At 69.5% G+C, this 22,480-nt stretch carries 20 protein-coding genes; 10 read left to right on the forward strand and 10 right to left on the reverse strand.

The genetic code is table 11. The features are described 5' to 3' along the window. Positions 1–117: 117 nt before the first annotated feature. Positions 118–2,400 (forward strand): molybdopterin-dependent oxidoreductase, encoded by a 2,283-nt coding sequence (locus ABE85_RS18340; protein ID WP_067277822.1) that lies wholly within the window; start codon positions 118–120, stop codon positions 2,398–2,400. Here ABE85_RS18340 and ABE85_RS18345 read toward each other — a convergent pair. From ABE85_RS18345 to ABE85_RS18360, 4 genes are all read right to left on the reverse strand, one after another. Further along, positions 2,360–3,403 carry a sce7725 family protein gene (locus ABE85_RS18345; RefSeq protein ID WP_067277824.1) on the reverse strand — a complete coding sequence of 348 codons (1,044 nt, stop codon included), beginning with the start codon at positions 3,401–3,403 and terminating at the stop codon, positions 2,360–2,362. The two genes, ABE85_RS18340 and ABE85_RS18345, sit on opposite strands and share 41 nt — an antisense overlap. 349 nt (positions 3,404–3,752) lie before the next feature. After that, on the reverse strand, positions 3,753–4,397 hold the full coding sequence (locus tag ABE85_RS18350; RefSeq protein WP_067277828.1) for a BON domain-containing protein: 645 nt from the start codon (positions 4,395–4,397) through the stop codon (positions 3,753–3,755). Positions 4,398–4,469: 72 nt separating this feature from the next. Further along, positions 4,470–5,039 (reverse strand): SIS domain-containing protein, encoded by a 570-nt coding sequence (locus ABE85_RS18355; protein WP_067277832.1) that lies wholly within the window; start codon positions 5,037–5,039, stop codon positions 4,470–4,472. A gap of 47 nt (positions 5,040–5,086) precedes the next feature. Then, positions 5,087–5,506, reverse strand: a complete 420-nt coding sequence (locus ABE85_RS18360; RefSeq protein WP_067277836.1) for a YraN family protein — start codon at positions 5,504–5,506, stop codon at positions 5,087–5,089. On the opposite strand from ABE85_RS18360, the gene rsmI reads away from it, so the two are divergent. Further along, positions 5,505–6,440 (forward strand): 16S rRNA (cytidine(1402)-2'-O)-methyltransferase, encoded by a 936-nt coding sequence (rsmI, locus tag ABE85_RS18365; protein WP_067277840.1) that lies wholly within the window; start codon positions 5,505–5,507, stop codon positions 6,438–6,440. The genes ABE85_RS18360 and rsmI overlap by 2 nt on opposite strands. Positions 6,441–6,474: 34 nt before the next feature. Here rsmI and ABE85_RS18370 read toward each other — a convergent pair whose 3' ends face one another. Then, positions 6,475–6,807, reverse strand: coding sequence for a hypothetical protein (locus ABE85_RS18370; protein ID WP_067277843.1), 333 nt, complete (start codon positions 6,805–6,807; stop codon positions 6,475–6,477). Positions 6,808–7,000: 193 nt separating this feature from the next. Here ABE85_RS18370 and tldD point away from each other — a divergent pair, with 193 nt between their 5' ends. Both tldD and ABE85_RS18380 read left to right on the forward strand, forming a co-directional pair. Then, positions 7,001–8,464, forward strand: a complete 1,464-nt coding sequence (gene tldD, locus ABE85_RS18375) for a metalloprotease TldD (RefSeq protein ID WP_067277846.1) — start codon at positions 7,001–7,003, stop codon at positions 8,462–8,464. A 332-nt stretch (positions 8,465–8,796) separates the two neighbouring features. Further along, complete coding sequence (locus ABE85_RS18380) at positions 8,797–9,948, forward strand: 3-deoxy-7-phosphoheptulonate synthase (protein ID WP_067277850.1); 1,152 nt, start codon at positions 8,797–8,799, stop codon at positions 9,946–9,948. 15 nt (positions 9,949–9,963) lie between these two features. On the opposite strand, the gene ABE85_RS18385 is transcribed toward ABE85_RS18380, so the two are convergent. Both ABE85_RS18385 and ABE85_RS18390 read right to left on the reverse strand, forming a co-directional pair. Then, positions 9,964–10,815 (reverse strand): lectin, encoded by an 852-nt coding sequence (locus tag ABE85_RS18385; RefSeq protein ID WP_231993122.1) that lies wholly within the window; start codon positions 10,813–10,815, stop codon positions 9,964–9,966. Positions 10,816–10,882: 67 nt separating this feature from the next. Further along, a complete protein-coding gene (locus tag ABE85_RS18390; RefSeq protein WP_157522602.1) occupies positions 10,883–11,269 on the reverse strand; it encodes a hypothetical protein in 387 nt (128 codons plus the stop codon). Between the two features lie 335 nt (positions 11,270–11,604). Here ABE85_RS18390 and ABE85_RS18395 point away from each other — a divergent pair, with 335 nt between their 5' ends. Then, positions 11,605–12,423: a zinc-dependent peptidase gene (locus ABE85_RS18395; protein WP_067277857.1), complete on the forward strand. Its 819-nt coding sequence runs from the start codon at positions 11,605–11,607 to the stop codon at positions 12,421–12,423. Between the two features lie 66 nt (positions 12,424–12,489). On the opposite strand, the gene ABE85_RS18400 is transcribed toward ABE85_RS18395, so the two are convergent. Then, on the reverse strand, positions 12,490–13,041 hold the full coding sequence (locus ABE85_RS18400; protein WP_067277860.1) for a protein phosphatase CheZ: 552 nt from the start codon (positions 13,039–13,041) through the stop codon (positions 12,490–12,492). 288 nt (positions 13,042–13,329) lie between these two features. Between ABE85_RS18400 and ABE85_RS18405 the strand changes: the two genes are divergently transcribed. Then, positions 13,330–13,782: a hypothetical protein gene (locus tag ABE85_RS18405; protein ID WP_067277863.1), complete on the forward strand. Its 453-nt coding sequence runs from the start codon at positions 13,330–13,332 to the stop codon at positions 13,780–13,782. 19 nt (positions 13,783–13,801) lie between these two features. Here ABE85_RS18405 and ABE85_RS18410 read toward each other — a convergent pair whose 3' ends face one another. Together ABE85_RS18410 and ABE85_RS18415 are read right to left on the reverse strand one after the other, a co-directional pair. Beyond that, positions 13,802–14,500, reverse strand: coding sequence for an HPP family protein (locus tag ABE85_RS18410; RefSeq protein WP_067277867.1), 699 nt, complete (start codon positions 14,498–14,500; stop codon positions 13,802–13,804). A gap of 60 nt (positions 14,501–14,560) precedes the next feature. After that, positions 14,561–15,031: an Lrp/AsnC family transcriptional regulator gene (locus ABE85_RS18415; RefSeq protein WP_067277870.1), complete on the reverse strand. Its 471-nt coding sequence runs from the start codon at positions 15,029–15,031 to the stop codon at positions 14,561–14,563. 163 nt (positions 15,032–15,194) lie between these two features. Here ABE85_RS18415 and ABE85_RS18420 point away from each other — a divergent pair, with 163 nt between their 5' ends. From ABE85_RS18420 to ABE85_RS18435, 4 genes are all read left to right on the forward strand, one after another. Then, positions 15,195–18,782, forward strand: coding sequence for an indolepyruvate ferredoxin oxidoreductase family protein (locus ABE85_RS18420; protein WP_067277873.1), 3,588 nt, complete (start codon positions 15,195–15,197; stop codon positions 18,780–18,782). Between the two features lie 124 nt (positions 18,783–18,906). Next, the gene (locus tag ABE85_RS18425; protein WP_067277877.1) at positions 18,907–20,451 is read left to right on the forward strand and encodes a DUF1800 domain-containing protein; all 1,545 of its coding nucleotides are present in this window, start codon (positions 18,907–18,909) and stop codon (positions 20,449–20,451) included. Between the two features lie 15 nt (positions 20,452–20,466). Continuing rightward, positions 20,467–21,675 (forward strand): DUF1501 domain-containing protein, encoded by a 1,209-nt coding sequence (locus ABE85_RS18430; RefSeq protein WP_067277881.1) that lies wholly within the window; start codon positions 20,467–20,469, stop codon positions 21,673–21,675. 321 nt (positions 21,676–21,996) lie between these two features. Next, the gene (locus tag ABE85_RS18435; RefSeq protein ID WP_157522605.1) at positions 21,997–22,476 is read left to right on the forward strand and encodes a hypothetical protein; all 480 of its coding nucleotides are present in this window, start codon (positions 21,997–21,999) and stop codon (positions 22,474–22,476) included. Positions 22,477–22,480: the final 4 nt, after the last annotated feature.

The following is a 22,480-nucleotide window of genomic DNA, read 5'->3' on the forward strand; positions in this document are numbered from 1 at the left end:
CCCCCACCCTCTCCCGCAAGCGGGCGAGGGAGTCACCCCAGCGCGCAGTTGTCGCGTACATGACCTCGCGGGCGTTGAGCGACTCCCACAATCGTCGGCAAACGACGGGAGACAGCCATGGCCATCGACGCCGCCGCCACCGAACACACGCACACCCGCATCTGCCCGCTCTGCGAGGCCTGCTGCGGACTCGAGATCCGCACCCGCACGTCCGCCGAGGGCACGGCCATCGTGTCCATACGCGGCAATGACGCGGACCCGTTCAGCCGCGGCTACCTCTGCCCCAAGGGCGTCGCGCTGAAGGACCTGCACGAGGATCCCGACCGCCTTCGCCAGCCGATGCGCCGCCGCGCGGACCGCTCGGGCTTCGACCCGATCAGCTGGGACGACGCCTTCGAGGAGATCGCGCAGCGCCTGCCACCCTTGCGCACGCAGTTCGGCGCCGACACCGTCGCATTGACGATCGGCAATCCGGCCTCGCACAAGATCGGCCTGTTCAGCTACTTCCCGCACCTGGCGCGCGCGCTGGGGACGCGCAACCTGTTCTCGGCCTCGACGCTGGACCAGATGCCCAAGCAGCTCGCCTGCGGGCTGATGTACGGCCACTGGCTCAGCGTCCCGGTGCCGGACCTGCCGCGCACCGACCTGTTCATCTGCCTCGGCGCCAATCCGATGGTCAGCAACGGCAGCCTGTGGACCAGCCCCGACTACCGCGGCAAGGCCAAGGCGATGCGCGCACGAGGCGGTCGGATCATCGTCATCGATCCGCGCCGGACCGAGACCGCGCAGGCCGCCGACGAGCACCTCGCGATCCGCCCCGGCGGCGACGTCTTCCTGCTGCTGGGCCTGCTGCACACGGTGTTCGAGGAGAAGCTCGAGAAGCTCGGCAAGATGGCGGATCACGTCGACGGCCTGGACGCGCTGCGCGCCGCCGTCGCCGACTTCCCGCCCGAACGCTGCGCCGCGCACTGCGGCATCGCCGCGGACGCGCAACGGCGGCTCGCGCGCGAGTTCGCGACGACGCCCAAGGCCGTCCTCTACGGCCGCTTCGGCACCTGCACGCAGCGCTTCGGCTCGCTGAACAGCTGGCTGATCGACGCGCTCAACATCGTCACCGGCCACTTCGACACCGAGGGCGGCCTGATGTTCCCCAAGGCCGCCGCGTTCGCGGCCAACACGATGGGCCGGCCGGGCCAGGGCAAGGGCGTCGCGACCGGCCGCCGCCAGAGCCGCGTCGGCAGGGCCCCCGAGGTGATGGGCGAGTTCCCCATCAGCTGCCTGGCCGAGGAGATCGAGACGCCCGGCGACGGCCAGGTCCACGCGCTGATCACCGTGGCCTGCAACCCGGTGCTCTCCTCGCCGAACGGTGCCCGGCTCGCGCGCGCGCTCGACGGCCTGGACTTCATGGTCAGCCTGGATCCGTACATCAACGAGACCAGCCGCCATGCCGACCTGGTCCTGCCGCCGCCGTCGCCGCTGGAGGACTGGCACTACGACATGGTGTTCGCGCAGCTGTCCTGGCGGAACCACGCGCGCTGGTCCGGCCCGGTGATGCCCACGGCCACCGATGCGAGTGCCGCCGCTGGCGACGACGTGCCGCGCGCCGAATGGCAGACGCTGCTGCGACTGGCCGCGATCGTCGCCGGACAAGCCGCCGACGCGGATCTGCAAGCCTTCGACGACGCGGCACTCCGGGCCGAGCTCAAGCGCCAGACCGGCGACCACGCCGACACGATCTTCGCGATGCTGGACGGCGGCTCGGGCCCGGCGCGATGGCTCGATCTCGGCCTGCGCTCGGGCCCATACGGCGACGGCTTCGGCACGAAGCCGGACGGCCTCACGCTGAAGCGCGTGCGCGCCGCACCGCACGGCATCGACCTCGGCGAACTGCAGCCGCGGATTCCCGAAGTGCTGCGCACGGCCTCGGGCCGCGTCGAACTGGCGCCGCCCGCGCTGCTGGCGGACCTCGTCCACGCGGATGCCGCCCTGCGCCATCCGACCGGCGACGAGCTGCTGCTGATCGGACGTCGCGAGACCCGCAGCAACAACAGCTGGATGCACAACCTGCCGGTGCTGGCGAAGGGGCGGGACCGCTGCACCCTGCTGGTCCACCCCGACGACGCCGCGCGTGCCGGCCTCGCGGACGGCCAGTCCGCGCGCCTGAGCAACGCACGCGGCAGCCTGATCGCGCCGATCACGCTCAGCGCGGACATGCGACCGGGCGTCGTGAGCCTGCCGCATGGCTGGGGCCATGACCTCACCGGCAGCCGGCTCTCGGTCGCCGCCCGGCATCCGGGCGTGAACATGAACCTGCTGCTGGACGACGAGGCCCGCGACCCGGTCTCGGGGACCTCGGTGCTCAGCGGAATTCCAGTGCGCCTGAGCGCGGCGGCGTCGTGAGCAGGCTGTCCGGCGCGCCTGTCGTCGGCTTCGCCGGGAAGCGTCCCGCCAGCACGCCGCTGACCAGCTCGAGGTGATGCATCACCTCCCACTGCTTGCTCAGCGCCCGCGTCGGCACGATGCCGTCGATGAGCCCGGTGAGGTAACGCCGCACCGCCTCCGTGGGACCGAAGCTGACGTCGGTCCGGTCCAGCGCGGCATGGAAGGAGAGCAGCGCCTGGCGGAAGCGGGCGTCCGCGCCGCCCTCGTCGGGACCGAAGCGTCCGCCCATGAAGTGCTCGATCCAGAACTCGCCGGAGGCGGGCGCCGTGCGCAGGCAACTGAGCCGGAAGGCCGCGAGCCGCGACGGCAGTTCCGGCGCCTCGGGGCGTGACGGCAAGGTCGTGTAGTCCGAGAACCCGGCGAGCCCGTCGGCCAGGAAGGTCAACGCGCGGTCGGTGAACAGGTGCCGTTCGCTGACGCGCAGCTCCGGGTTCTCCGGCAGCCGCCGGTCCTCCACCCAGACGCATCCCGCGGCGCCTATCATCGCGCGCGCCGCCCGCGTGGGCTCGATGTCCTTGAAGAAGACCATCCGCACCTGCGCGCCGCCGAGCAGCGTCATCACCTCATGCAGCGGCGGCGCGTCCGTGCCGACGACGATCCCCAGCGGTCGCGCCCCGAACAGCTGCACGAAGCGCCGGATGACGGCCGGCGTCAGGGAGGGGCCGAGCATCAGCGTCGGATGGATCCATTGCCGCTGGGGCAAGGACGTGAACAGCTGACGGCCCCATTCCAGGGATTGCGCCGGCGGCAGCAGTTCGAAATCCTGCCGCACGGGATTGATCACCAGCCAGACCTGGAGCCGGTGCGCCTCGCAGGCCTCGAGCGTGTGACGCACCGAGGTCGTCGCCTGGCGCACCGGCTCCAGCACCGGCTGCACCTGGCCGTCCGACCCGAGCACCGGCGCGAGGTGCCGCAGGGCCAGCACCTCCTTCTGTTTGCCATGGAGATAGGGAAAGTACATCGACGCGTCCTCCGCTTTGCTTATTGAGGGAGGCGCGATGATGAGGAGCACTGACCGATCCGTCAGCAGCGATTGCCTTCATGTGTGAGGCAAGTCAAAGGACTCGCAAAAAAGATCAAAAGCGACGAGTCGAGATCGCACCGCCCACGAGGGTCGCGACACTGATGCGCCCCTTTTTTCCGGGCAGTCCTTTCGCCGACCGTCCGCGCAAGAAAAAGGGACCGCGTCTGCGGTCCCTTCGAGGAGAAATCGGGTGGGCGGCCAGTGCCGACCAGCCCGTTCAAGGCATGCTTTTCAAGACGTGCTTTTCAAGACGTGCTTTTCAAGGCGAGCCTTTCAGGCGTGCCGTTCAAGGATTGCTCTTGGGCTTGGCCTGCTGCGACTGGCCCATCGCGGCCAGGTCGGCCTCGCTGATGATCTCCATCGCGCGCACGACCTTCTGCACGCCGCGCACGCCGCGCGCGATGTCGGTCACGCGGGTCGCTTCGCGTTCGGTCACGCGGCCCATGATGTACACGTTGCCGCGTTCGACCACCACATAGAACGCGTTCGAGATCAGATCTTTCGCATCGACCAGGCTGGCCTTCACCTTGGCCGCGATCGCCACGTCGTTCGCGCGGCTGGACAGCGAACTCAGCATGCCGACACCGACTTCGTTGAGCACGCTGCTGACGTTCTCGACGCCCTGCGCGATGCGTTCGACGGCGGCCTTGTCCTCGTCATTGCGGGTCTCGCCGGTCAGCAGCACCATGCGGTTGTAGCTGTTGACGCTGATGTGCACGCGGTCGCCGAGCTGCTCGCGGATGCGGTTGGAGGTCTTGAGCTCGATGCCCTGGTCCTCGAGCTGCGTGCCGGAGGTGCGGCGGTCGGTCGCCACGAACGCCCCGCTCACCGCGGCGCCGCCGACGATCAGCGGCACGCACGCGGTCTGCAGCAAGGCGCCGCCGAGTGCGGCGGCAAGGATCAGGCGGCGGTTCCAACGGGTCTGGGTCATCGGGAGGTCCTTGGAGAGGTCGGGGAGATCGGAGCGGTCGGGGTCACGGGGAGGGCCAGGTCTTGACCGGCGTCATTCGCCGGCGCCCAGGAGCTGCAGGTCGATCGCGTCGCTGAGGCAGTGGGAGAGCAGGCGGTGCGCCTCCGCCACCCGCGCGAAGCGGCTGTGCGGCACGCGCAGCTGCACGTCGGTGTCCAGCAGCGTGCCGCGCCACTCGTCGTCCTGCGTGCCGCTGAGCACGATCACGCTCATCTCCTGGCCGTGCGCCACCTGCAGCAGCGCCGCCGCCGCGCCGCTGGCCTGCGCCTCGTACAGCAGCAGCAGATCGCCCGGATGGCCGAAGGTCTGGATCTGCCGCATCAGCGCGGACGCCGGGTCGGCGTAGCCCTGCGCCTGCGCGTCCAGCGCGATCGCGGCCAGGCCGGGCCGTTCCTGTTCGAAGCGGCCGGACAGCAGCGAGGCCATGTAGGTCGCGTCCGCGGCCGAGATGCCCAGGCCCGCGCTCAGCACGCGACCGCCGCCCGTCAGCGCGTCCACCATCATCTGCGCCGCGACCGCCAGCGGGCGCGACAGGCCCTCGGCGATCTGGTACAGCAGGTCCGCGCTTTCGAAGAATTGTTGTTGTATGCGTTGTTCCAACATAGATGCGGGGATGATAAAGGCTGCATCGGGCGGGGATGCGGGTCGTCTCAATGCTCCGCCGGCACATCGAACGCGCCCTTCAACCACTCGATGCTGTCGCCGTCGATGGCCACGACATCGAAGCGGCAAGGCGGCACGATCCGCTGGGTGCGCAGGAAACATTCCGCCGCGAAGATCACACGCCGTTGCTTGGCCCGCGTCACGCTGGCCGCCGCGCCGCCGTGCGCGTCGCCCTCGCGGGCGCGGACCTCGACGAAGACCAGCGTCCCGTCGCGCTCCCGCATGATCAGGTCTACCTCGCCCCCGCGCGCGGACGGTCCGCGCGCCACCCGATAATTGCGCGCCACCAGCCGCAGCCCCTGCCGTCGCAGATGATCGAGGGCGCGCTGTTCGGCCTCGGCGCCGCGCGCCTGCTTGTCCACGGCCTCGGTGGTGCCCGTGCTTCCCCTGGAGAACTTCTTGAACATGTCGACGTCCCCGTCCGCTTCGCTGATCGCCGCCGCTTCCGCCGCGGCCGGTCATCAGCAACACCCGGGCGGCACGCTCTACGTCGTCGCGACCCCGATCGGCAACCTCGCCGACCTCAGCCTGCGCGCGATCCACGTGCTGGGCCTGGTCGACGCGGTCGCCTGCGAGGACACGCGCGTCAGCGCTCAGTTGCTGCGCTGGCTCGGTCTGCACAAGCCGCTGGTGGCCCTGCATCAGCACAACGAACAGCAGGCGGCCGAAGGCCTGGTCGCACGGCTGCTGGCGGGCGAGCGCATCGCCTACGTCAGCGACGCGGGCACGCCGGCGATCTCGGACCCGGGCGCGGTGCTCGTCGCCGCCGCGGCGAAGGCCGGCGTGCGCGTCATGCCGCTGCCCGGCGCCAGCAGCGCGGCGGCGGCGCTCAGCGTGGCCGGCGACGCGCGGGCGCAGGGCTTCCGCTTCGTGGGTTTCCTGCCGACCAAGGCTGCGGAGCGCCGCAGCGCGCTGCAGGCGCTGACCGGCGCGCCGCACAGCCAGGTGCTGTTCGAGGCGCCGCATCGCATCCAGGAGCTGATCGCGCTGCTGGCCGAGCTCGCGCCCGAGCAGACGCTGACGGTATGCCGCGAGGTCACCAAGCAGTTCGAAACCATCCACACCGCGCCCTGCGCGACGCTGCCCGCCTGGATGGCCGAGGACAAGCAGCGCGAGCGCGGCGAGTTCGTGCTGGTGCTGCATGCGGCGCCGGTGGTCGCCGGCAACGACGGCCTGCCCGACGACGCGCTGCGCACGCTGCGCGTGCTCGTGCGCGACCTGCCGCTGAAGCAGGCCGCGGCGCTGGCCGCCGAGCTGACCGGCGAGTCGCGCAAGGCGCTGTACCAGCAGGCGCTTGAGTGGAAGCAGGAAGCTGCGGGCGACGATGAAGAGGACGCCTGAGGGCGACAAGGCCCCTCAGGCGATCACTCCCTGATCACTTCCCGGCGGTCTTGTTGTTGTGCTTCGCGCGGCGGATGTCGGCGCTGGCGACGTCCTGCTTGCGCTGCAGCTGGCGGCGTTCCTTCGCGGTGACGACGCCGTCCGACTTGGCCTTGGCCTCGGCGTTGTCGACACGGGCCTGCTCCTTCTCCAGATGCTGCGTCTCCTTCGCCGTCAGTTGGCCGGACGCGGCACCGTTGGCGATGCGCTGCTGCTGGTTCGCTTCACGCTGGTCGACGCGCGGCGTCGCGGTCGCGGGCGTCTGGGCAAAAGCCGAGACGGCCATCAGGCTGGACACGAGGGCGATCGAGAGGGAAATGCGCTTCATCGAGGGGCTCCTTGGGAGGGTTGGCTGCGGTGTTCGTTGCCGCTGAGGAGACAACGAGCGCCTCTTCCGAAACGGCGACCGGGTCACCGTAAAGATCGGTGAAGCGATTGCTACGGGAGGTCACCATCCCTCCCGGAGGGTCGCCCCCGCCCTCCTGCGGGCGGGCCTCGCGGGCGGTGCCTACAATCGGCCGATGATTTCGCGCGAACCCACCCTCGCCCGCCTGGTCACCGCCCGTGCCCAGCTGCTTGAACCCTTCGGCCTGACCGATGCGTCGCTCTCGCAGGCCTTGCGCCTGATCACCGAGCACCGCGTCGACGACGCCGACCTCTACTTCCAGACCACCCGCGCGGAGGGCTGGAGCCTGGAGGAAGGCATCGTCAAAAGCGGCAGCTTCTCGATCGACCAGGGCGTGGGCGTGCGCGCCGTCGCCGGCGAGAAGACGGCGTTCGCGTATTCCGACGACATCTCCGAAGCCGCGCTGCTCGACGCCGCCCGCACCGTGCGCGCGATCGCGTCGGCCGGCCAGAGCCGCCGCGTGAAGGTGCCGACCGAGCCGGTCGTCTCCGGCAGCCGCGCGCTCTACGGCGACGCCGATCCGATCGCCAGCCTGGACAGCGCGCAGAAGGTCGCCCTGCTGGAGCGCACCGAGCGTCTGGCCCGCGCCAAGGACCCGCGCATCGCGCAGGTGATGGCCGGCCTGGCCGCCGAACACGAGGTCGTGCTGATCGCCCGCGCTGACGGCACGCTGGCCGCCGACGTGAGGCCGCTGGTGCGTCTGTCCGTCACCGTCATCGCCGAGAGCAACGGCCGCCGCGAGGTGGGTTCCGGCGGCGGCGGCGGGCGCTTCGGCCTGGCCTATTTCACCGACGAGATGATCGCCTCCTACGTCGAACAGGCGGTGAGCGCGGCGCTGACCAACCTCGAATCGCGTCCGGCCCCGGCCGGCGAGATGACCGTCGTCGTCGGCCCGGGCTGGCCCGGCGTGCTGCTGCACGAGGCCGTCGGCCACGGCCTGGAAGGCGACTTCAACCGCAAGGGCTCGTCCACCTTCGCCGGCCGCATCGGCGAACGCGTCGCCGCCAAGGGCGTGACGGTGCTGGACGACGGCACCATCCCCGACCGCCGCGGCTCGCTCAACGTCGACGACGAGGGCTGCGCCTCGCAGCGCAACGTGCTGATCGAGGACGGCATCCTCAAGGGCTACATCCAGGACGCGATGAACGCGCGCCTGATGAAGGTCGCCCCGACCGGCAACGGCCGCCGCGAGAGCTACGCCCACGTTCCGATGCCCCGCATGACCAACACCTACATGCTGGGCGGCGACAAGGATCCGAAGGAGATCATCGCCAGCATCGACAAGGGCCTGTACGCGACCAACTTCGGCGGCGGACAGGTGGACATCACCTCGGGCAAGTTCGTGTTCTCCGCCAGCGAGGCCTACTGGGTCGAGAACGGCAAGATCCAGTACCCGGTCAAGGGCGCGACCATCATCGGCAACGGCCCGGACGCGCTGACCCGCGTCACCATGATCGGCAACGACATGCAGCTGGACACCGGCGTGGGCGTGTGCGGCAAGGAAGGCCAGAGCGTGCCGGTGGGCGTCGGCCAGCCGACGCTGCGCATCGACGGCCTGACCGTCGGCGGCACGGCCTGACCCTCCGTCCGATCGCGACGGAACCACAAAACCCCGTTTCCCACGAAGGATGACTTGTCCGATGTCGTCGAGCGGACCGTGCGGCTGTCACCGCACGGCGCTTGACGCGCCACGACAAGCACAGGCACTATCGGTCCCCATGCGTTCCGCACCCAAGTTTTACTTTGCTTATTTTTGGTTCTCGCACCGCCCCGGCGGAGGAGAGGCGAACGCATAAGCAGAGCGCCAAGATTCCTCAAAAACCGCCGGGCCCACAGCCCGGCGGTTTTTTTTCGGCCGGGCGAAGGGACTCCCCAGCAGCAGCCCGTCCACCACGAGAAAGCGTGAATCCCATGAATGCCAAGTCGACCAGTCCTTATCCCAGCGCCACGCAGGCGGAGCGCTGGTATTCGCCGCAGGACAAGACCTCCGAGACCGACGACGAACGCATCCTGGACATCACGCCCTTGCCGCCTCCTGAACACCTCATCCGCTTCTTCCCGATCCGTGGCACGGCCATGGAGCAGCTCGTCGTCGGCACGCGCCAGCGCATCCGCCACATCATGCAGCGCAAGGACGACCGCCTGCTCGTGATCATCGGGCCCTGCTCGATCCACGACCCGGCCGCGGCGCTGGAATACGCCAGGCGCCTGGTGGCGCTGCGCGAGCAGCACGCCGACACGCTGGAGATCGTGATGCGCGTCTACTTCGAGAAGCCGCGCACGACGGTGGGCTGGAAGGGCCTGATCAACGACCCCTACCTCGACGAGAGCTACCGCATCGACGAGGGTCTGCGCATCGCGCGCCAGCTGCTGCTGGAGATCAACCGGCTGGGCATGCCGGCGGGCTCGGAGTTCCTGGACGTGATCTCGCCGCAGTACATCGGCGACCTGATCAGCTGGGGCGCGATCGGCGCGCGCACCACCGAGAGCCAGGTGCACCGCGAACTGGCCTCGGGCTTGTCCGCGCCCATCGGCTTCAAGAACGGCACCGACGGCAACATCAAGATCGCGACCGACGCGATCCAGGCGGCGGCGCGGCCCCACCACTTCCTGTCGGTGCACAAGAACGGCCAGGTCGCGATCGTCGAGACCAAGGGCAACCGCGACTGCCACGTGATCCTGCGCGGCGGCAAGACGCCGAACTACGACGCCGTGAGTGTCGCGGCCGCCTGCGCGGACCTCGCGACCTCCAAGCTCGACACGCGGCTGATGGTCGACTGCTCGCATGCCAACAGCAGCAAGAACCACGAGCGCCAGCTGGACGTCGCGCGCGACATCGCCGCGCAGATCCGCGCCGGCGGCACCAGCATCTTCGGCGTGATGGTCGAGAGCCACCTGAAGGGCGGCGCGCAGAAGTTCAGCCCCGGCAAGGACGATCCGTCCAAGCTGGAATACGGCAAGAGCATCACCGACGCCTGCCTGGCGTGGGACGACTCGATCGAGGTGCTGGACGTGCTCAGCGAAGCGGTCCGCGCCGCGCGCACGGAGACCGTCGCGCGCTGATCCGGGCGACCCGCCTCACCACGACCAGCGCTGGTTGTCGCCGCCGTTGCAGCGATACATGATGACGGCCGTGCCCGGGCGGGCGCGGCCGTTCTCGATGTCGAGGCATTTGCCGGAGTCGACGCTGCGGATCTCCCCGCCGCGCGTGCGCCAGCGCTGGTTGGCGCCGCCGTTGCAGTCGTAGGCCATGACGCGGGCGCCGTCGGACGTGTTGCCGTTGGCGACGTCGAGACACAGGCCGGAGACGCGCAACTCGCCGTTGCGGTTCCACTCGAAGCGCTGGTTCCCGCCGCTGTTGCAGTCGTAGACGATGAGGTTGCGACCGGGACGCGCGCCGCCTTCGATGTCCAGGCACAGGCCGCCCTTGCCGCGGATCTGACGGCTGTTCCAGCTGGCGTCGCCCTGCCAGTCGCTGTCACGGTCGTTGTCTTTGTCCTTGTCCTTGCTGGCGAGCAACGCGATGCCGGCGATCACCGCCGCGGCGGCCACGGCAGCGCCGACGTTGCTCGAGTTGTCCGAGCTGCTCCCGCTGTCGCCCGAGCCGCCTGTGCCGCCTGCTCCGCTCGCTGCGGTCGTGACCTTGAAGCGGCCGCCGCAGCCGCCGTCGACCCACATTTCCTTGTTGGTGAGATCGAAGCCCCAGGTCCGTCCAAAGCGGCAACCGCCGGCGGTCTGCTGCACGAGTTCCACGTCGGTCGTGCCGTCCGGCAGCCGGTGGCTCTGATAGCCGCCGCGGGAGTTCAATTCGATGGTCTGTTCGGCCGCTCGGGCCGGCGCGCCGCCGAGCACCAGCCCGGCCGCGACCGGCGCCGCGATGACGCGCCGCATCCAGCGCGCGCGCCGACCCTGTCGATCCTGTTGGCTCATCGTGCCCTCCCGGCTGTCGTCCGATCCGCGCGCCAGTCGCACACGGTCTCGGCGATGCTAAGGCGGGTCAGGCGGTGACGTCCAGCACGCGCGGCGTGCCGCCCGCGCGGTCGACGTGGCTGACGAGCAGCGGTCCGAGCTCGACCTGCACGCGCAGGTCCGGGAAATTGGCGGCCGTGTAGGTGCCGTGCGAATACGGCGGCGTCTCGACGCGGCTGACCGGCGGCACCGTCTGGCCGAGCGGGTGACGGCCGTAGGTGACGTCGGCGCTGTTCTGCGCGTACATCTCCTTGAGCGGCCCTTCCGTCCCGATGAAGGGGGACAGGCGCAGCACGACGGACGGCGGAGGGCCATCCAGCATCTCCTGCTGGACCTTCGCGCGGTACTGCTGCAGCGGACTGACGTCGAACGGCGACGTCCTGAGCGACGCCGCCTGCATTTCCGGAAACTTCAAATCGCCTCGACGGCCACCGCGCCTCTCGGCCGGTCGCCGCCCTCCCTCATGCTCATCGGTTCATATCAAGGCGACCGTCTGGGGGCGGCGCTTCAATCAGCGCTCAAGTCCGCGGTCGTCCAGGCCGAAATTGTCCGGGTCATGCATGACCGGGGTGGGCGTCTCCGCCCTCGCGCCGACCGTCAATCGCCCCGCAGGCAGGACTTCGTCGCGCCGACGCCGCACTCCTGTTCGAACAACGATTGCAAGCGGCAACACCTGACCCGCTCTTGAAAAGCGTCCGGCTTGCGCGCATCTTCGGAGTCCTGCAGCGAAGCGCCGATGCGCTCCCCGCCATGACCCTGCTGTTGCTCGCGCTGATCGCGGCGCTGATCTGCTTCTGGCTGATGAGCCATTCCTGGCGGCAGGCGCGCCGCCGCGCCGCGCTGCGCGCCAAGGCCTTCCCGGCCGCGTGGCGCGCGATCCTGCGCCGCAACGTGCCGCAGGTCGCGCAGCTGCCGGCGGACCTGCAACTGAAGCTCAAGCGCCAGATGCAGGTCTTCCTCGCGGAGAAATCCTTCATCGGCTGCGCCGGCCAGGTCATCACCGACGAGGTCCGCGTGACCATCGCGGCGCTGGCGACGCTGCCGCTGCTCGGCCGCGCCCGCGGCTACTACCCGAAGCTGCACACGGTGCTGGTCTATCCCGGCGCGTTCATCGTCGATCGCGTGCGGCATCAGGGCCCGTTGCAGATGCAGGACCGGCAGGTCCTGAGCGGCGAATCGTGGGGCGAGGGTCAGGTCGTGCTGTCCTGGGAGGACGTGCTGAGGGACGCCTCGCAGCCCGGGCGCGGCCACAACGTCGCGGTGCACGAATTTGCGCACCAGCTCGATCAGGTCAAGGGTCTGGCCAACGGCGCGCCGTGGCTGGGCAACCGGGCCCGGCAGGCGCGCTGGGCGGTGGTGATGCAGCAGAGCTTCGACCTGCTGCGCGCGCGACTGGCGGCCGGCGAGCCCGATCCGCTGGGCGACTACGCGGCCACGGAACCGGCGGAGTTCTTCGCGGTCGCGAGCGAGCGCTTCTTCGGTCAGCCGTGGGCGCTGGCGCAGGCGCATCCCGCGTTGTACGGAGAGCTGCGCCGGTATTACGAGGTGGATCCGATGCTCTGGTCCTGAACACGGACAGCGGAGCCCTTCATCGACTGGGCCGGGAACGGCCTCAGGGGCTTCTCGGAAGCGCCTTCAGAAGCCCATCTCGGCCAGCATCGCGTCGACGTCGTCCTGCTGCAGCGCCTTGTCCGGCGTCTGCACCCCGGCGAGCTGTTCTTCCGCGGCGGTGGCGGGCGCAGCGTGTTCCTGTCCGGCGAGCAGCTGTTGCAGCGGTTCCTCCGCGGGGCGCAGCATGCCCAGTACCTTGTTGATCACCTGGCCGGACAGGTCCTGGAAGTCCTGGGCCATCATGATCTCGGTCTGCAGACCCTTCACGCGGTCGGCAAAACCGGCGGCACCGGCCGCATAGGCCGCGCACAGCCGCATCATCGCGCGGGCGCGCTCGACGCTCAGATCGGGCGCCGCGGCCAGACGCTGCAAGGACTCCGACAACTCGTGTCCCTGACGCGCCACCGCCTGCGCATCGTCCTGCGCCGACTCGACGATCCCCAGCACCTTGTTGGCGGCCTGGTCGGTCATGCGTTTGACGTAGTCCAGACGCTCGCAGGCATCCGGCAACTCGTGCGACAGCTTCTGCAGCGCCTGATGCGCGGCGGCCGTGAGAGGGGCATCGGCGTGGGACATGGTGTTCGAACTCGCGAAGGTGGACGCAGGGTCGGCGTTTGGGTCCGCGCGGTGTGCGCACTGCGCCACTTCGGGCGCTACAGGGCGCCTGGGAGGCGTCCTTTTGAGGTGCGGAAATCTTAGTTCTGCAACTGCTGTAACCAACGGAAAGGGGCCCAGGCACCCGTGCATTTTTGGTGGGGAGCCCCGCATTTAAGTTATTGACTGGGCCGGTCGCCTGTAGCCTTCATCCCATACGTCCCCGGTCCCGCCCTGCTGGTGTTTGTCTTTGGCAAAGCGATCCGTTTCATGAACATGGCCACCACCCGTCCTTCGTCCGGCTTCAATCGCGCCAACACGCGATCCGGTTCGACGTCCACGTCGCGCTCCCCGTCAAGCGCGTCGCGTGACGACGGCCGCAGCTTCGCCGCCGCGCCTCGTGCGCAGGCGGCGGCGCCGGCACCGCCATCCGCCCTGCGCGACGTCAGCGACATCGTCGTCGGCGTGGCGCTGATGCTGGGCGCGCTGTTCGCGTTGCTCATGCTGACGCTGTACACCCGGGATTCGATGGTCGTCGGCAAGGCGCTGCAGGACCAGGGTCAGGCGCGCGGCACGCTGATCTGCAAGGACGGGAAGGTCGCCCGCGGCGACGGCTCGCTGCCGGACCGCATCGTCGAGGACGGCGTGTTCGTCTGCACCGACTGGCGCACGCTGCAGGCGATCGAGCAGGAAGAAGCCGACCGCGGGATGCGCAAGTACTGACCCCGAGGGGCCGCGGCCTTCAGGACCAGAGGTCCAGCGGCGGTTCGTGCGTCATGCCGCGCAGCAGGTCGCTGCGTGAGAGGAAGCCGATCAGGTGGCCGTTGTCGTCGCCCACCGGCAGACCGGGCAGACCCAGGTCGAGCATCAACTGGGCGGCCTCCCGCAACGGCGTGTCGGGCTGCGCGACCGGCACCGGCGTCCACATCACGTCATCCACCGGAGCAGCGAGCCGCCTCGCGATGACCATGATCTCCGCCATCTCCTCGAGGTCCTCCGCCAGGCCGCGCGTGAGATCGCCGCGCGACACCAGCCCGCGCACCTCACCCTGATCCCCGAGCACCGGCGCCTGCGCGACGCCGGCGCGCGACATCGTCCGCATCGCCTGCCGCAGCGACGAGCCCGACATCACGCTGATCAGCTTGCGGCTCATCAGCTGATGCACCTGCGTCAACGGCACCCGCGTGGTGTCGCCGGCGTAGGCGGCCAAGGCCTCATGCGCCATGTAGGCCGAGGGCCCGAATCCCGGCGTGCCGCCGACGCCGCCGCCAGTCCCCTGCCCCACGCCCGCAAGCACCACCGTCGACGGCGTCAGGTCACCCTGCCGCGCGATCGGCGCCACGGCGCGCGTGCGCGCCACCGCCTGCACCGGAGCCAGGTCGCGGACCTGCTCCAGGCCGCCGGTGATCAGCTTTCCCGAAGTGCCGTAGACGGAGAACATGGCGTCAGGATCTCACGTCGAAAACGCGATGCCCATTGAGGAGAACGCGCAGGCGCCGGCTCATGGGACGGGGTAGGCGGTCTCGTATTTCACCTCGCGCAGCACCACGTTGCTGCGCACGCTCGCGACGCCCGGCACCCGGAACACCTTGCTCTGCAGGAACTGGTCGTACGCCTTCATGTCCGGCGCGACGATCTTGATGACGTAGTCCGCCTCGCCGGTGATGGCCTGGCACTCGACGATCTCCGGACTGCCCGCCACCATCGCCTCGAAGGCATCCACCGCGCCTTCCGTGTGACGCACCAGGCTGACGTTGGCCAGGACACAGATGGACAGCCCCAGCTGCTCCCGGTCCACCAGCGCCACATGACGCTTGATCACGCCGCGCTCCTCCAGCTCCTTGACCCGGCGCCAGACCGGCGTCGCCGACAACCCGACCTTGTCCGCCAGTTGCTGCGTGCTCTGCCGCGCGTCGGCCTGCAACGCCTCGAGGATCAGGCGCGTCGCACGATCGAAACGTTCGTTCTCCATATTGGCGCTTTCTGAGAATGATCTGGTCGATCCAAGGCTCCGTTCTAGTAAACGAAGCAAGAAAGTGCGCATTGTCTCGGAAAGAATCCCTCCATTCATTCTTCAGATAATCCGAGCCGACCGGGTCCGTCCCGGGCGGCTCGTCCCCTTGGGGAGACAAGCCATGACCGAAGCCAGTCTTGCCGCCGCGCCGGCCTTGCGCCCCTACCAGCTCTCCGACAACCTGGCCGCCAGCGCGGGGCCGGTGTTCCTGACCGGCACCCAGGCGCTCGTGCGCCTGCTGCTGATGCAGAAGGCCCAGGACGAGCGCCAGGGCCTGAAGACCGCCGGCTTCGTCAGCGGCTACCGCGGCAGCCCGCTGGGCATGGTCGACCAGCAGCTGTGGAAGGCGAAGAAGTTCCTCGACAAGGCGGAAGTCAACTTCCTGCCGGCGATCAACGAGGACCTCGCCGCCACCGCCTGCCTGGGCGTGCAGCGTGTGGCGCTGGACCCGAAGCGCACCGTCGATGGCGTCTTCGCCATGTGGTACGGCAAGGGGCCGGGCGTGGACCGCTCCGGCGACGCGCTCAAGCACGGCAACGTCTACGGGACCGCGAAGCAGGGCGGCGTGCTCGTCGTCTGCGGCGACGACCACGGCTGCGTGTCCTCGTCGACGCCGCATCAGAGCGACCTCGCGCTGCAGGCCTGGTCGATGCCGCTGGTGCATCCGGGCAACGTCGCGGAATACCTCGAGTTCGGCCTCTACGGCTGGGCGCTGTCGCGATTCTCGGGCGCGTGGGTGGGCTTCAAGGCGATCTCGGAAGTCGTCGAGTCGGGCATGACGGTCGACCTCGACGCGGTGGCTATGGACTTCGAGCTGCCCGTCGACCACACGCCGCCGACCAATCTCCACATCCGCGCCGTCGACCTGCCGTCGCTGGAACTGGAGTCGCGCCTCGCGCACAAGATCGACGCCGTCCTGGCCTTCGCGAAGGTCAACTCGATCGACAAGCACATCGTCGTCAGCCCGCGCGCGTCGCTGGGCATCGTCACGGTCGGCAAGGCGCATTACGACTTCATGGAAGTGCTGCGCCGCCTGGACCTGGACCCCAACGCGCTGGCCGCCGCCGGCGTTCGCGTCTACAAGGTCGGCCTCGTGTACCCGCTGGAGCCCACGCGCATCCGCGAGTTCGCGCAGGGCCTGACCGACATGCTGGTCATCGAGGAGAAGGCGCCCGTCGTCGAGCGCCAGATCAAGGAACTGCTCTACCACCTGCCCGACGCGCAGCGCCCGCGCGTGGTCGGCAAGTCCGATGAACACGGGGCCGCGGTGCTGAGCGCGCTCGGCGAGCTGCGGCCGTCGCGCATCATGCCGACCGTCGCCGACTGGCTGGCGCGGCTCAACCCGGCGCTGGACCGGCGCCATCTGGTCGTCGATTTCCTGACGCCCTGCCTGCTGTCCAACAGCGCCGACGCGGTGCGCCGCCAGCCCTACTTCTGCTCGGGCTGCCCGCACAACACCTCGACCAAGCTGCCCGAGGGCTCGCGCGCGCTGGCCGGCATCGGCTGCCACTTCATGGCGAGCTGGATGGAACGCGGCACCTCGGGCCTGATCCAGATGGGCGCCGAAGGCGTCGACTGGGCGGCGCATTCGCGCTTCACGACCGAGAAGCATGTCTTCCAGAACCTGGGCGACGGCACCTACTACCACTCGGGCTACCTGGCGATCCGGCAGGCCATCGCGGCCAAGGCCAACATCACCTACAAGATCCTCTACAACGACGCGGTCGCGATGACCGGCGGCCAGCCGGTCGACGGCCAGACCTCGGTGCCGCAGATCGCTCGCCAGGTCGAGGCCGAAGGCGTCAAGCGCCTGGTCGTGGTCTCCGACGACATCGAGAAGTACGAGGGCCACCACGGGCTCTTCCCGACGGGCACGACCTTCCACGACCGCGCCGAACTGGACGCCGTGCAGCGCGAGCTGCGCGAGATCGCCGGCGTCACCGTGCTGATCTACGACCAGACCTGCGCCGCCGAGAAGCGCCGCCGCCGCAAGAAGGGCGAGTTCCCCGACCCCGACAAACGCATCTTCATCAACGAGTCCGTGTGCGAAGGCTGCGGCGACTGCGGCCAGGCGAGCAACTGCCTGTCCGTCGTGCCGGTGGAGACCGACTTCGGCCGCAAGCGCGTCATCGAGCAGAGCAGCTGCAACAAGGACTTCAGCTGCGTGAACGGTTTCTGCCCGAGCTTCGTCTCGGTGCACGGCGCCAAGCTGAAGAAGCGCGCCGGCGCGGCCTTCGGTCCGGCGGACCTGGCGCGCGAGATCGCCGCGATCCAGCCCCCCGCGCCCTGGGCGTGGACGGGGCCCTTCGACATGCTGGTCACCGGCGTCGGCGGTACCGGCGTCGTGACGGTGGGCGCGCTGGTCACGATGGCCGCGCACCTGGAAGGCAAGCAGAGCTCGGTGCTGGACTTCATGGGCTTCGCGCAGAAGGGCGGCGCGGTGCTGTCCTTCGTGCGCGTCGCGCCGACGCAGGACCTGCTCAACCAGGTCCGCATCGACACGCAGCAGGCCGACGTGCTGCTGGCCTGCGACATGGTCGTGGGCGCGAGCGCCGACGCGCTGGCCACCATCAAGGCCGGCCGCACGGTGATCCTGGCCAACACGCATGAGCTGCCCACCGCCGCGTTCGTCCGCAACCCGGACGCGAGCCTGCAGGCCGATGCGCTGATCGCGAAGATGCGCCACGCCGTCGGCGAGGGCAAGGACCTGCTCGCCAGCATCGACGCGCAGGACATCGCCAAGCGCCTGATGGGCGACACCATGCCCAGCAACATCATCATGCTGGGCGCGTGCTGGCAGCGCGGCCTGGTGCCCGTGTCCTTCGAGGCGCTGATGCGCGCGATCGAGCTGAACGGCGTCGCGGTCGAGAACAACAAGACCGCCTTCGCGCTGGGCCGCCTCGCGATCGCCGCGCCGGAGGCGCTGCGCCGCCTGGCCGGCGAGCAGACCGGTTCCGCGGTGCAGTGGTTCAACTTCGACCAGCTCGACGACAAGGACGGCCAACCCGGCCTGATCGCGCGCCGCAAGGCCTTCCTGACCGATTACCAGGACGCCGCTTACGCGTCGCGCTACGAGGCGCTGGTGCAGCGCGTGCGAGCCGCCGAGTCCGCACTGGGCGACGCCGGCAAGGGTCTGCGCCTGACCAAGGCCGTCGCGCGCTATTACGCCAAGCTGCTCGCCATCAAGGACGAGTACGAGGTCGCCCGCCTCTACACCGACGGCAAGTTCGAGGCCGCGCTGAAGGCGCAGTTCGAGGACTGGGATCACTTGAGCTTCCACATGGCCCCGCCGCTGCTGTCCAAGCCGGGCGCCGACGGCCGCGCGAAGAAGGTCGAGCTCGGCTCGTGGACCTTCAAGGCGCTGAAGACGCTGGCGAAGTTCAAAGGCCTGCGCGGCGGTGCGCTCGACATCTTCGGCAAGACCGAGGAGCGCCGCATCGAGCGCCAACTGGTGCGCGACTACGAAGCGCTCGTCGACGAGCTGCTCGCGCACCTGAGCGCGGAGAAGCTCGACGTCGCCATCAAGCTCGCGCGCCTGCCCGAAGGCATCCGCGGCTACGGCCACGTGAAGCTGGCGAACGTCGTCACCGTGCGCGCGCAGTGGAAGGATCTGCTGGACCGCTTCCACGGTCGCGCGGTCGAAGCGCCCATCGCCGCCGTGCCGCTGACGAAGGCCCCCGAACGGGTGAAGGGCGTCGCCGAACTCTGAGGGCGGGCGTGCCGGCGCGTCGGCGCGTCGGCGCGTCGGCGCGTCGGCGGAACGGGGCGCTACAACTGTGAAGTAGCGCAAAGGCCACTGGACATGGCCGACATCGGGGCGGCATGCTTGTCGCATGTCTGCCCCGACCTCCGCACTCAGTCGCCGCTCGCTGCTGCTAGGCGCGACGGCCTCCGCCGCGCTCGCCGCATGCGGCGGGCTGCCCTCCGCACCTGATATTCCGATGGACGCGTCGCAGCGCCTGCGCGCGGCCAATCGCATCGGTTGGGGCGCGACGCAATCGCAGCTGGACGAGATCGAGCGCGTCGGCTGGGGCCGTTATGTCGAACGCCAGATCAAGGCCGACCCGAAGGCGACGATGCCCGCGCCCGTCCAGGCCCGCATCGATGCGATGGGCATCAGCCAGGGCAACCTGCCGTCGCGCGTGTGGGCGGCGGAATCGTTCCGGCGCAACGGCGACAACAAGGTCGCGACGGAGGAAGAACGCATCGCCGCGCGCAAGGCCTACCAGGACGCGCAGGGCCTCGCGGCGCGCGAGACCGGCGAGCGGCAGCTGCTGCGCGAGCTCTACGCCGAACAGCAGCTCCTTGAACAGCTGTCGTGGTTCTGGTTCAACCACTTCAACGTGCACCAGGGCAAGCGCGACATCCGCCTGCTGCTCGCGGACTACCAGGACCGCGCGCTGCGCCCGCACGCGCTGGGATCGTTCCGGACGATGCTGGGCGCGGTCGCGCGGCACCCGGCGATGCTGCGCTACCTGGACAACGATCAGAACGCCGTGCGCGCGCTCAACGAGAACTACGCGCGTGAGCTCCTCGAGCTCCACACCCTCGGTGTCGACGGCGGGTACACGCAGCGCGACGTGCAGGAACTGGCGCGCGTGCTGACGGGCTTCGGCGTGCGCGTCGATCCCGAGCCGGCGAAGATCGCGCCGCGCTTCGAGGCGCTCTACAAGCGCGACGGCCTGTTCGAGTTCCACCCTGCCCGTCACGACTTCGGCGACAAGCAGCTGCTGGGCCGCACGATCAAGGGCCGCGGCGCCGATGAACTCGACGAGGTGCTGGACCTGCTGGTCGCGCAACCCGCGACCGCGCGTTTCGTCTGCGGCAAGCTGGCGGTGTTCTTCCTCGGCGAGCAGCCGCCGCGCGACGTGGTCGACGCGATGGCGGCGGCCTTCCTGAGAACGAAGGGCGACCTGCCCGCGACGCTGCGTCCGATGCTGTACGCGCCGCAGTTCGCCTCGGCGGAGGCGCCAAGGTTCAAGGATCCGCACGTCTACCTGCTGTCCAGCCTGCGCGCGGGTTTCGAACAGCGCGAGCTGCAGAACGCTCAGCCCTTGCAGAACTGGCTGCGACGCCTCGGACAGGGGCTCTACGACAAGCAGACGCCGGACGGTTATCCGCTGACCGCGGATGCGTGGAACAGCCCGGGGCAGATGACCTTGAGATTCGAGGTCGCGCGTCAGATCGGCGGCGGCGCGGTGGCGCTGTACCGGCCGGAGGGCACGAACACGCCGGTGCCGCTGCCGGACTTGAAGCCGCTGCGCACGCGCGTCGAGCCGACGCTCGCACCGGCGACGCGCACGGCGCTCGCGCAGACGACGACGCCGCAGCAATGGCTGACGCTGTGGCTCTCCAGTCCTGACTTCATGTATCGCTGACCGGAACCGCAGACCATGCAACGACGCCACCTCCTGCAATCGCTCGCCGCGGCACCGTTGGCGATGTCCGGCGCGCGACTGTTCGCAGCGGGCGCGGACAGGCCGCGTTTCCTGCTTGTCTTCCTGCGCGGCGGCTACGACGCGACCAACCTGTTGATCCCCACGAGCAGCAGCTTCTACTACGAGCAGCGGCCGCGCATCGCGATCGCCAGGCCCTCGCCGACGGACAACGCCTCGGCGCTGCCGCTCACTGCCGACTGGGGCCTGCACCCGGCCCTGCGCGCGAGCCTGTTCCCGCTGGTGCAGGCGGGACAGGCGCGCTTCCTCCCGTTCGCCGGGACGGAGGACCTCTCGCGCAGCCATTTCGAGACGCAGGACAGCATCGAACTGGGCCAGCCGGTGGGTGGCTCCCGCGACTACAACTCGGGCTTCCTGAACCGGCTGGCGGCGGAGCTCGACGCGCAGCAGGCGCTGTCGTTCACCGACCAGTTGCCGATCGCGTTCCGCGGCCCGGTCCGGATCGCCAACGCCGGTTTGCGCGAGACCGCGAGACCTGCCGTGGACGCGAAGAACCGCGCCTTGATCGCGAGCATGTACCAGGGCCAGAGCCTGGGCGCGTCGGTCGAGGAAGGCCTCGCGCTGCGCGAGGAACTGGCGCGCGACCTCTCGCCCGATCGCATGAAGACGATGACCGACGCTGCCGGCCGCAATGCGATTCCCGCCAAAGGCTTCGAGCTGGAGGCACGCCGCATCGCGACGCTGATGCGCGGACGCTTCAACCTGGGCTTCATCGACGTGGGCGGCTGGGACACGCACGTCAACCAGGGCGGCGCGACCGGCCAGCTGGCCAACCGCTTCGAGGAAGTCGGCCGAGGCCTGGCGGGCATCGCGGACGAGCTCGGACCCGATCTCTGGCGACAGACCACCGTGATGGTGATCAGCGAATTCGGCCGCACCTTCCGCGAGAACGGCAACCGCGGCACCGACCACGGTCACGGCAGCGTGTACTGGCTGCTGGGCGGCGGCCTCGCGTCCGGCGGTCCGGTCGCCGGCGACCAGATCGCGCTGACGGCGACCTCGCTGTTCCAGAACCGCGACTACCCCGTCCTCAACGACTACCGCGCCGTGCTGGGCGGGCTGTGGCAACGCCAGTTCGGCTTGTCCAACGACGCCGTCGCCCGCGTCTTCCCCGGCGTCCGGCCCAAGGACCTTCGCCTGGTCTGACGCCGCTTCGCCCAAAGCCCCCAGGCACTGCAAGCGCTTGCAGACGGGAGGCTTGCAGATGAGAGCAATTCTCATCTAGGATAGTCCTCAAACGAGAAGACTCCTGCGGGTTCCGACCCCGCGCGACCAATGCAAATTGCAGAGAGGTTGCGCCGCGATCCGATTCGGCATCGTTTCGCGGCTCGACCTCTCTTTTCTTTTTGCCTTTGCGTCGGGCGCCGGTCTTGCCGGATCCCGCTTCCCGTTCCGCCACAGCAAGCGTCCCTGCCAGCCCGTGTCCGCCGGATCCACCGGTTCACGCCTCGATCGTCAGGAGTCGCCATGCCCTTGCTGCCCTCTCGCATGCCCGTGCCGCGCGGCCCGTCCGTGACCGCATCCGCCTCCGCATCGGGTCTCCCTCGCGCGGGGGAGACGCGCGCCGCGCCGATGGCAGTCGACGGGGGATGCGCCGCCGCCGATCATCCGGGCGTCGAATGCCTGCGCTGGATGGCGCTGAAGATCACCTGCGGCCTCGCGCCCGATGAGCCGGCGCTGCTGCGGCAGCATCAGCTGGCGCTGGAGCAGCTGGTCGACGCCGGCGTCCTCGCCGCGATCCCCGCCCACGAACAGGCCCTCCGGCTGCTGTACGGCGCCGCTCACAACACGCTGCTACCCTGGCATTGGCGATGTGCCTGCCTGGATCAGCTCAACCGTCCGCTCGCGGCGTTGCACCGGCTGGCCGACGCCCAGGGCGACGCCGCCCTCGTCGCGCGCCTGCAGCGCTTCCATTGGCGCCTGAGCCGCAGCCCCCTCCAGGAATGATCAG

It is taken from the genome of Mitsuaria sp. 7, assembly GCF_001653795.1.
GTDB lineage: Bacteria > Pseudomonadota > Gammaproteobacteria > Burkholderiales > Burkholderiaceae_C > Roseateles.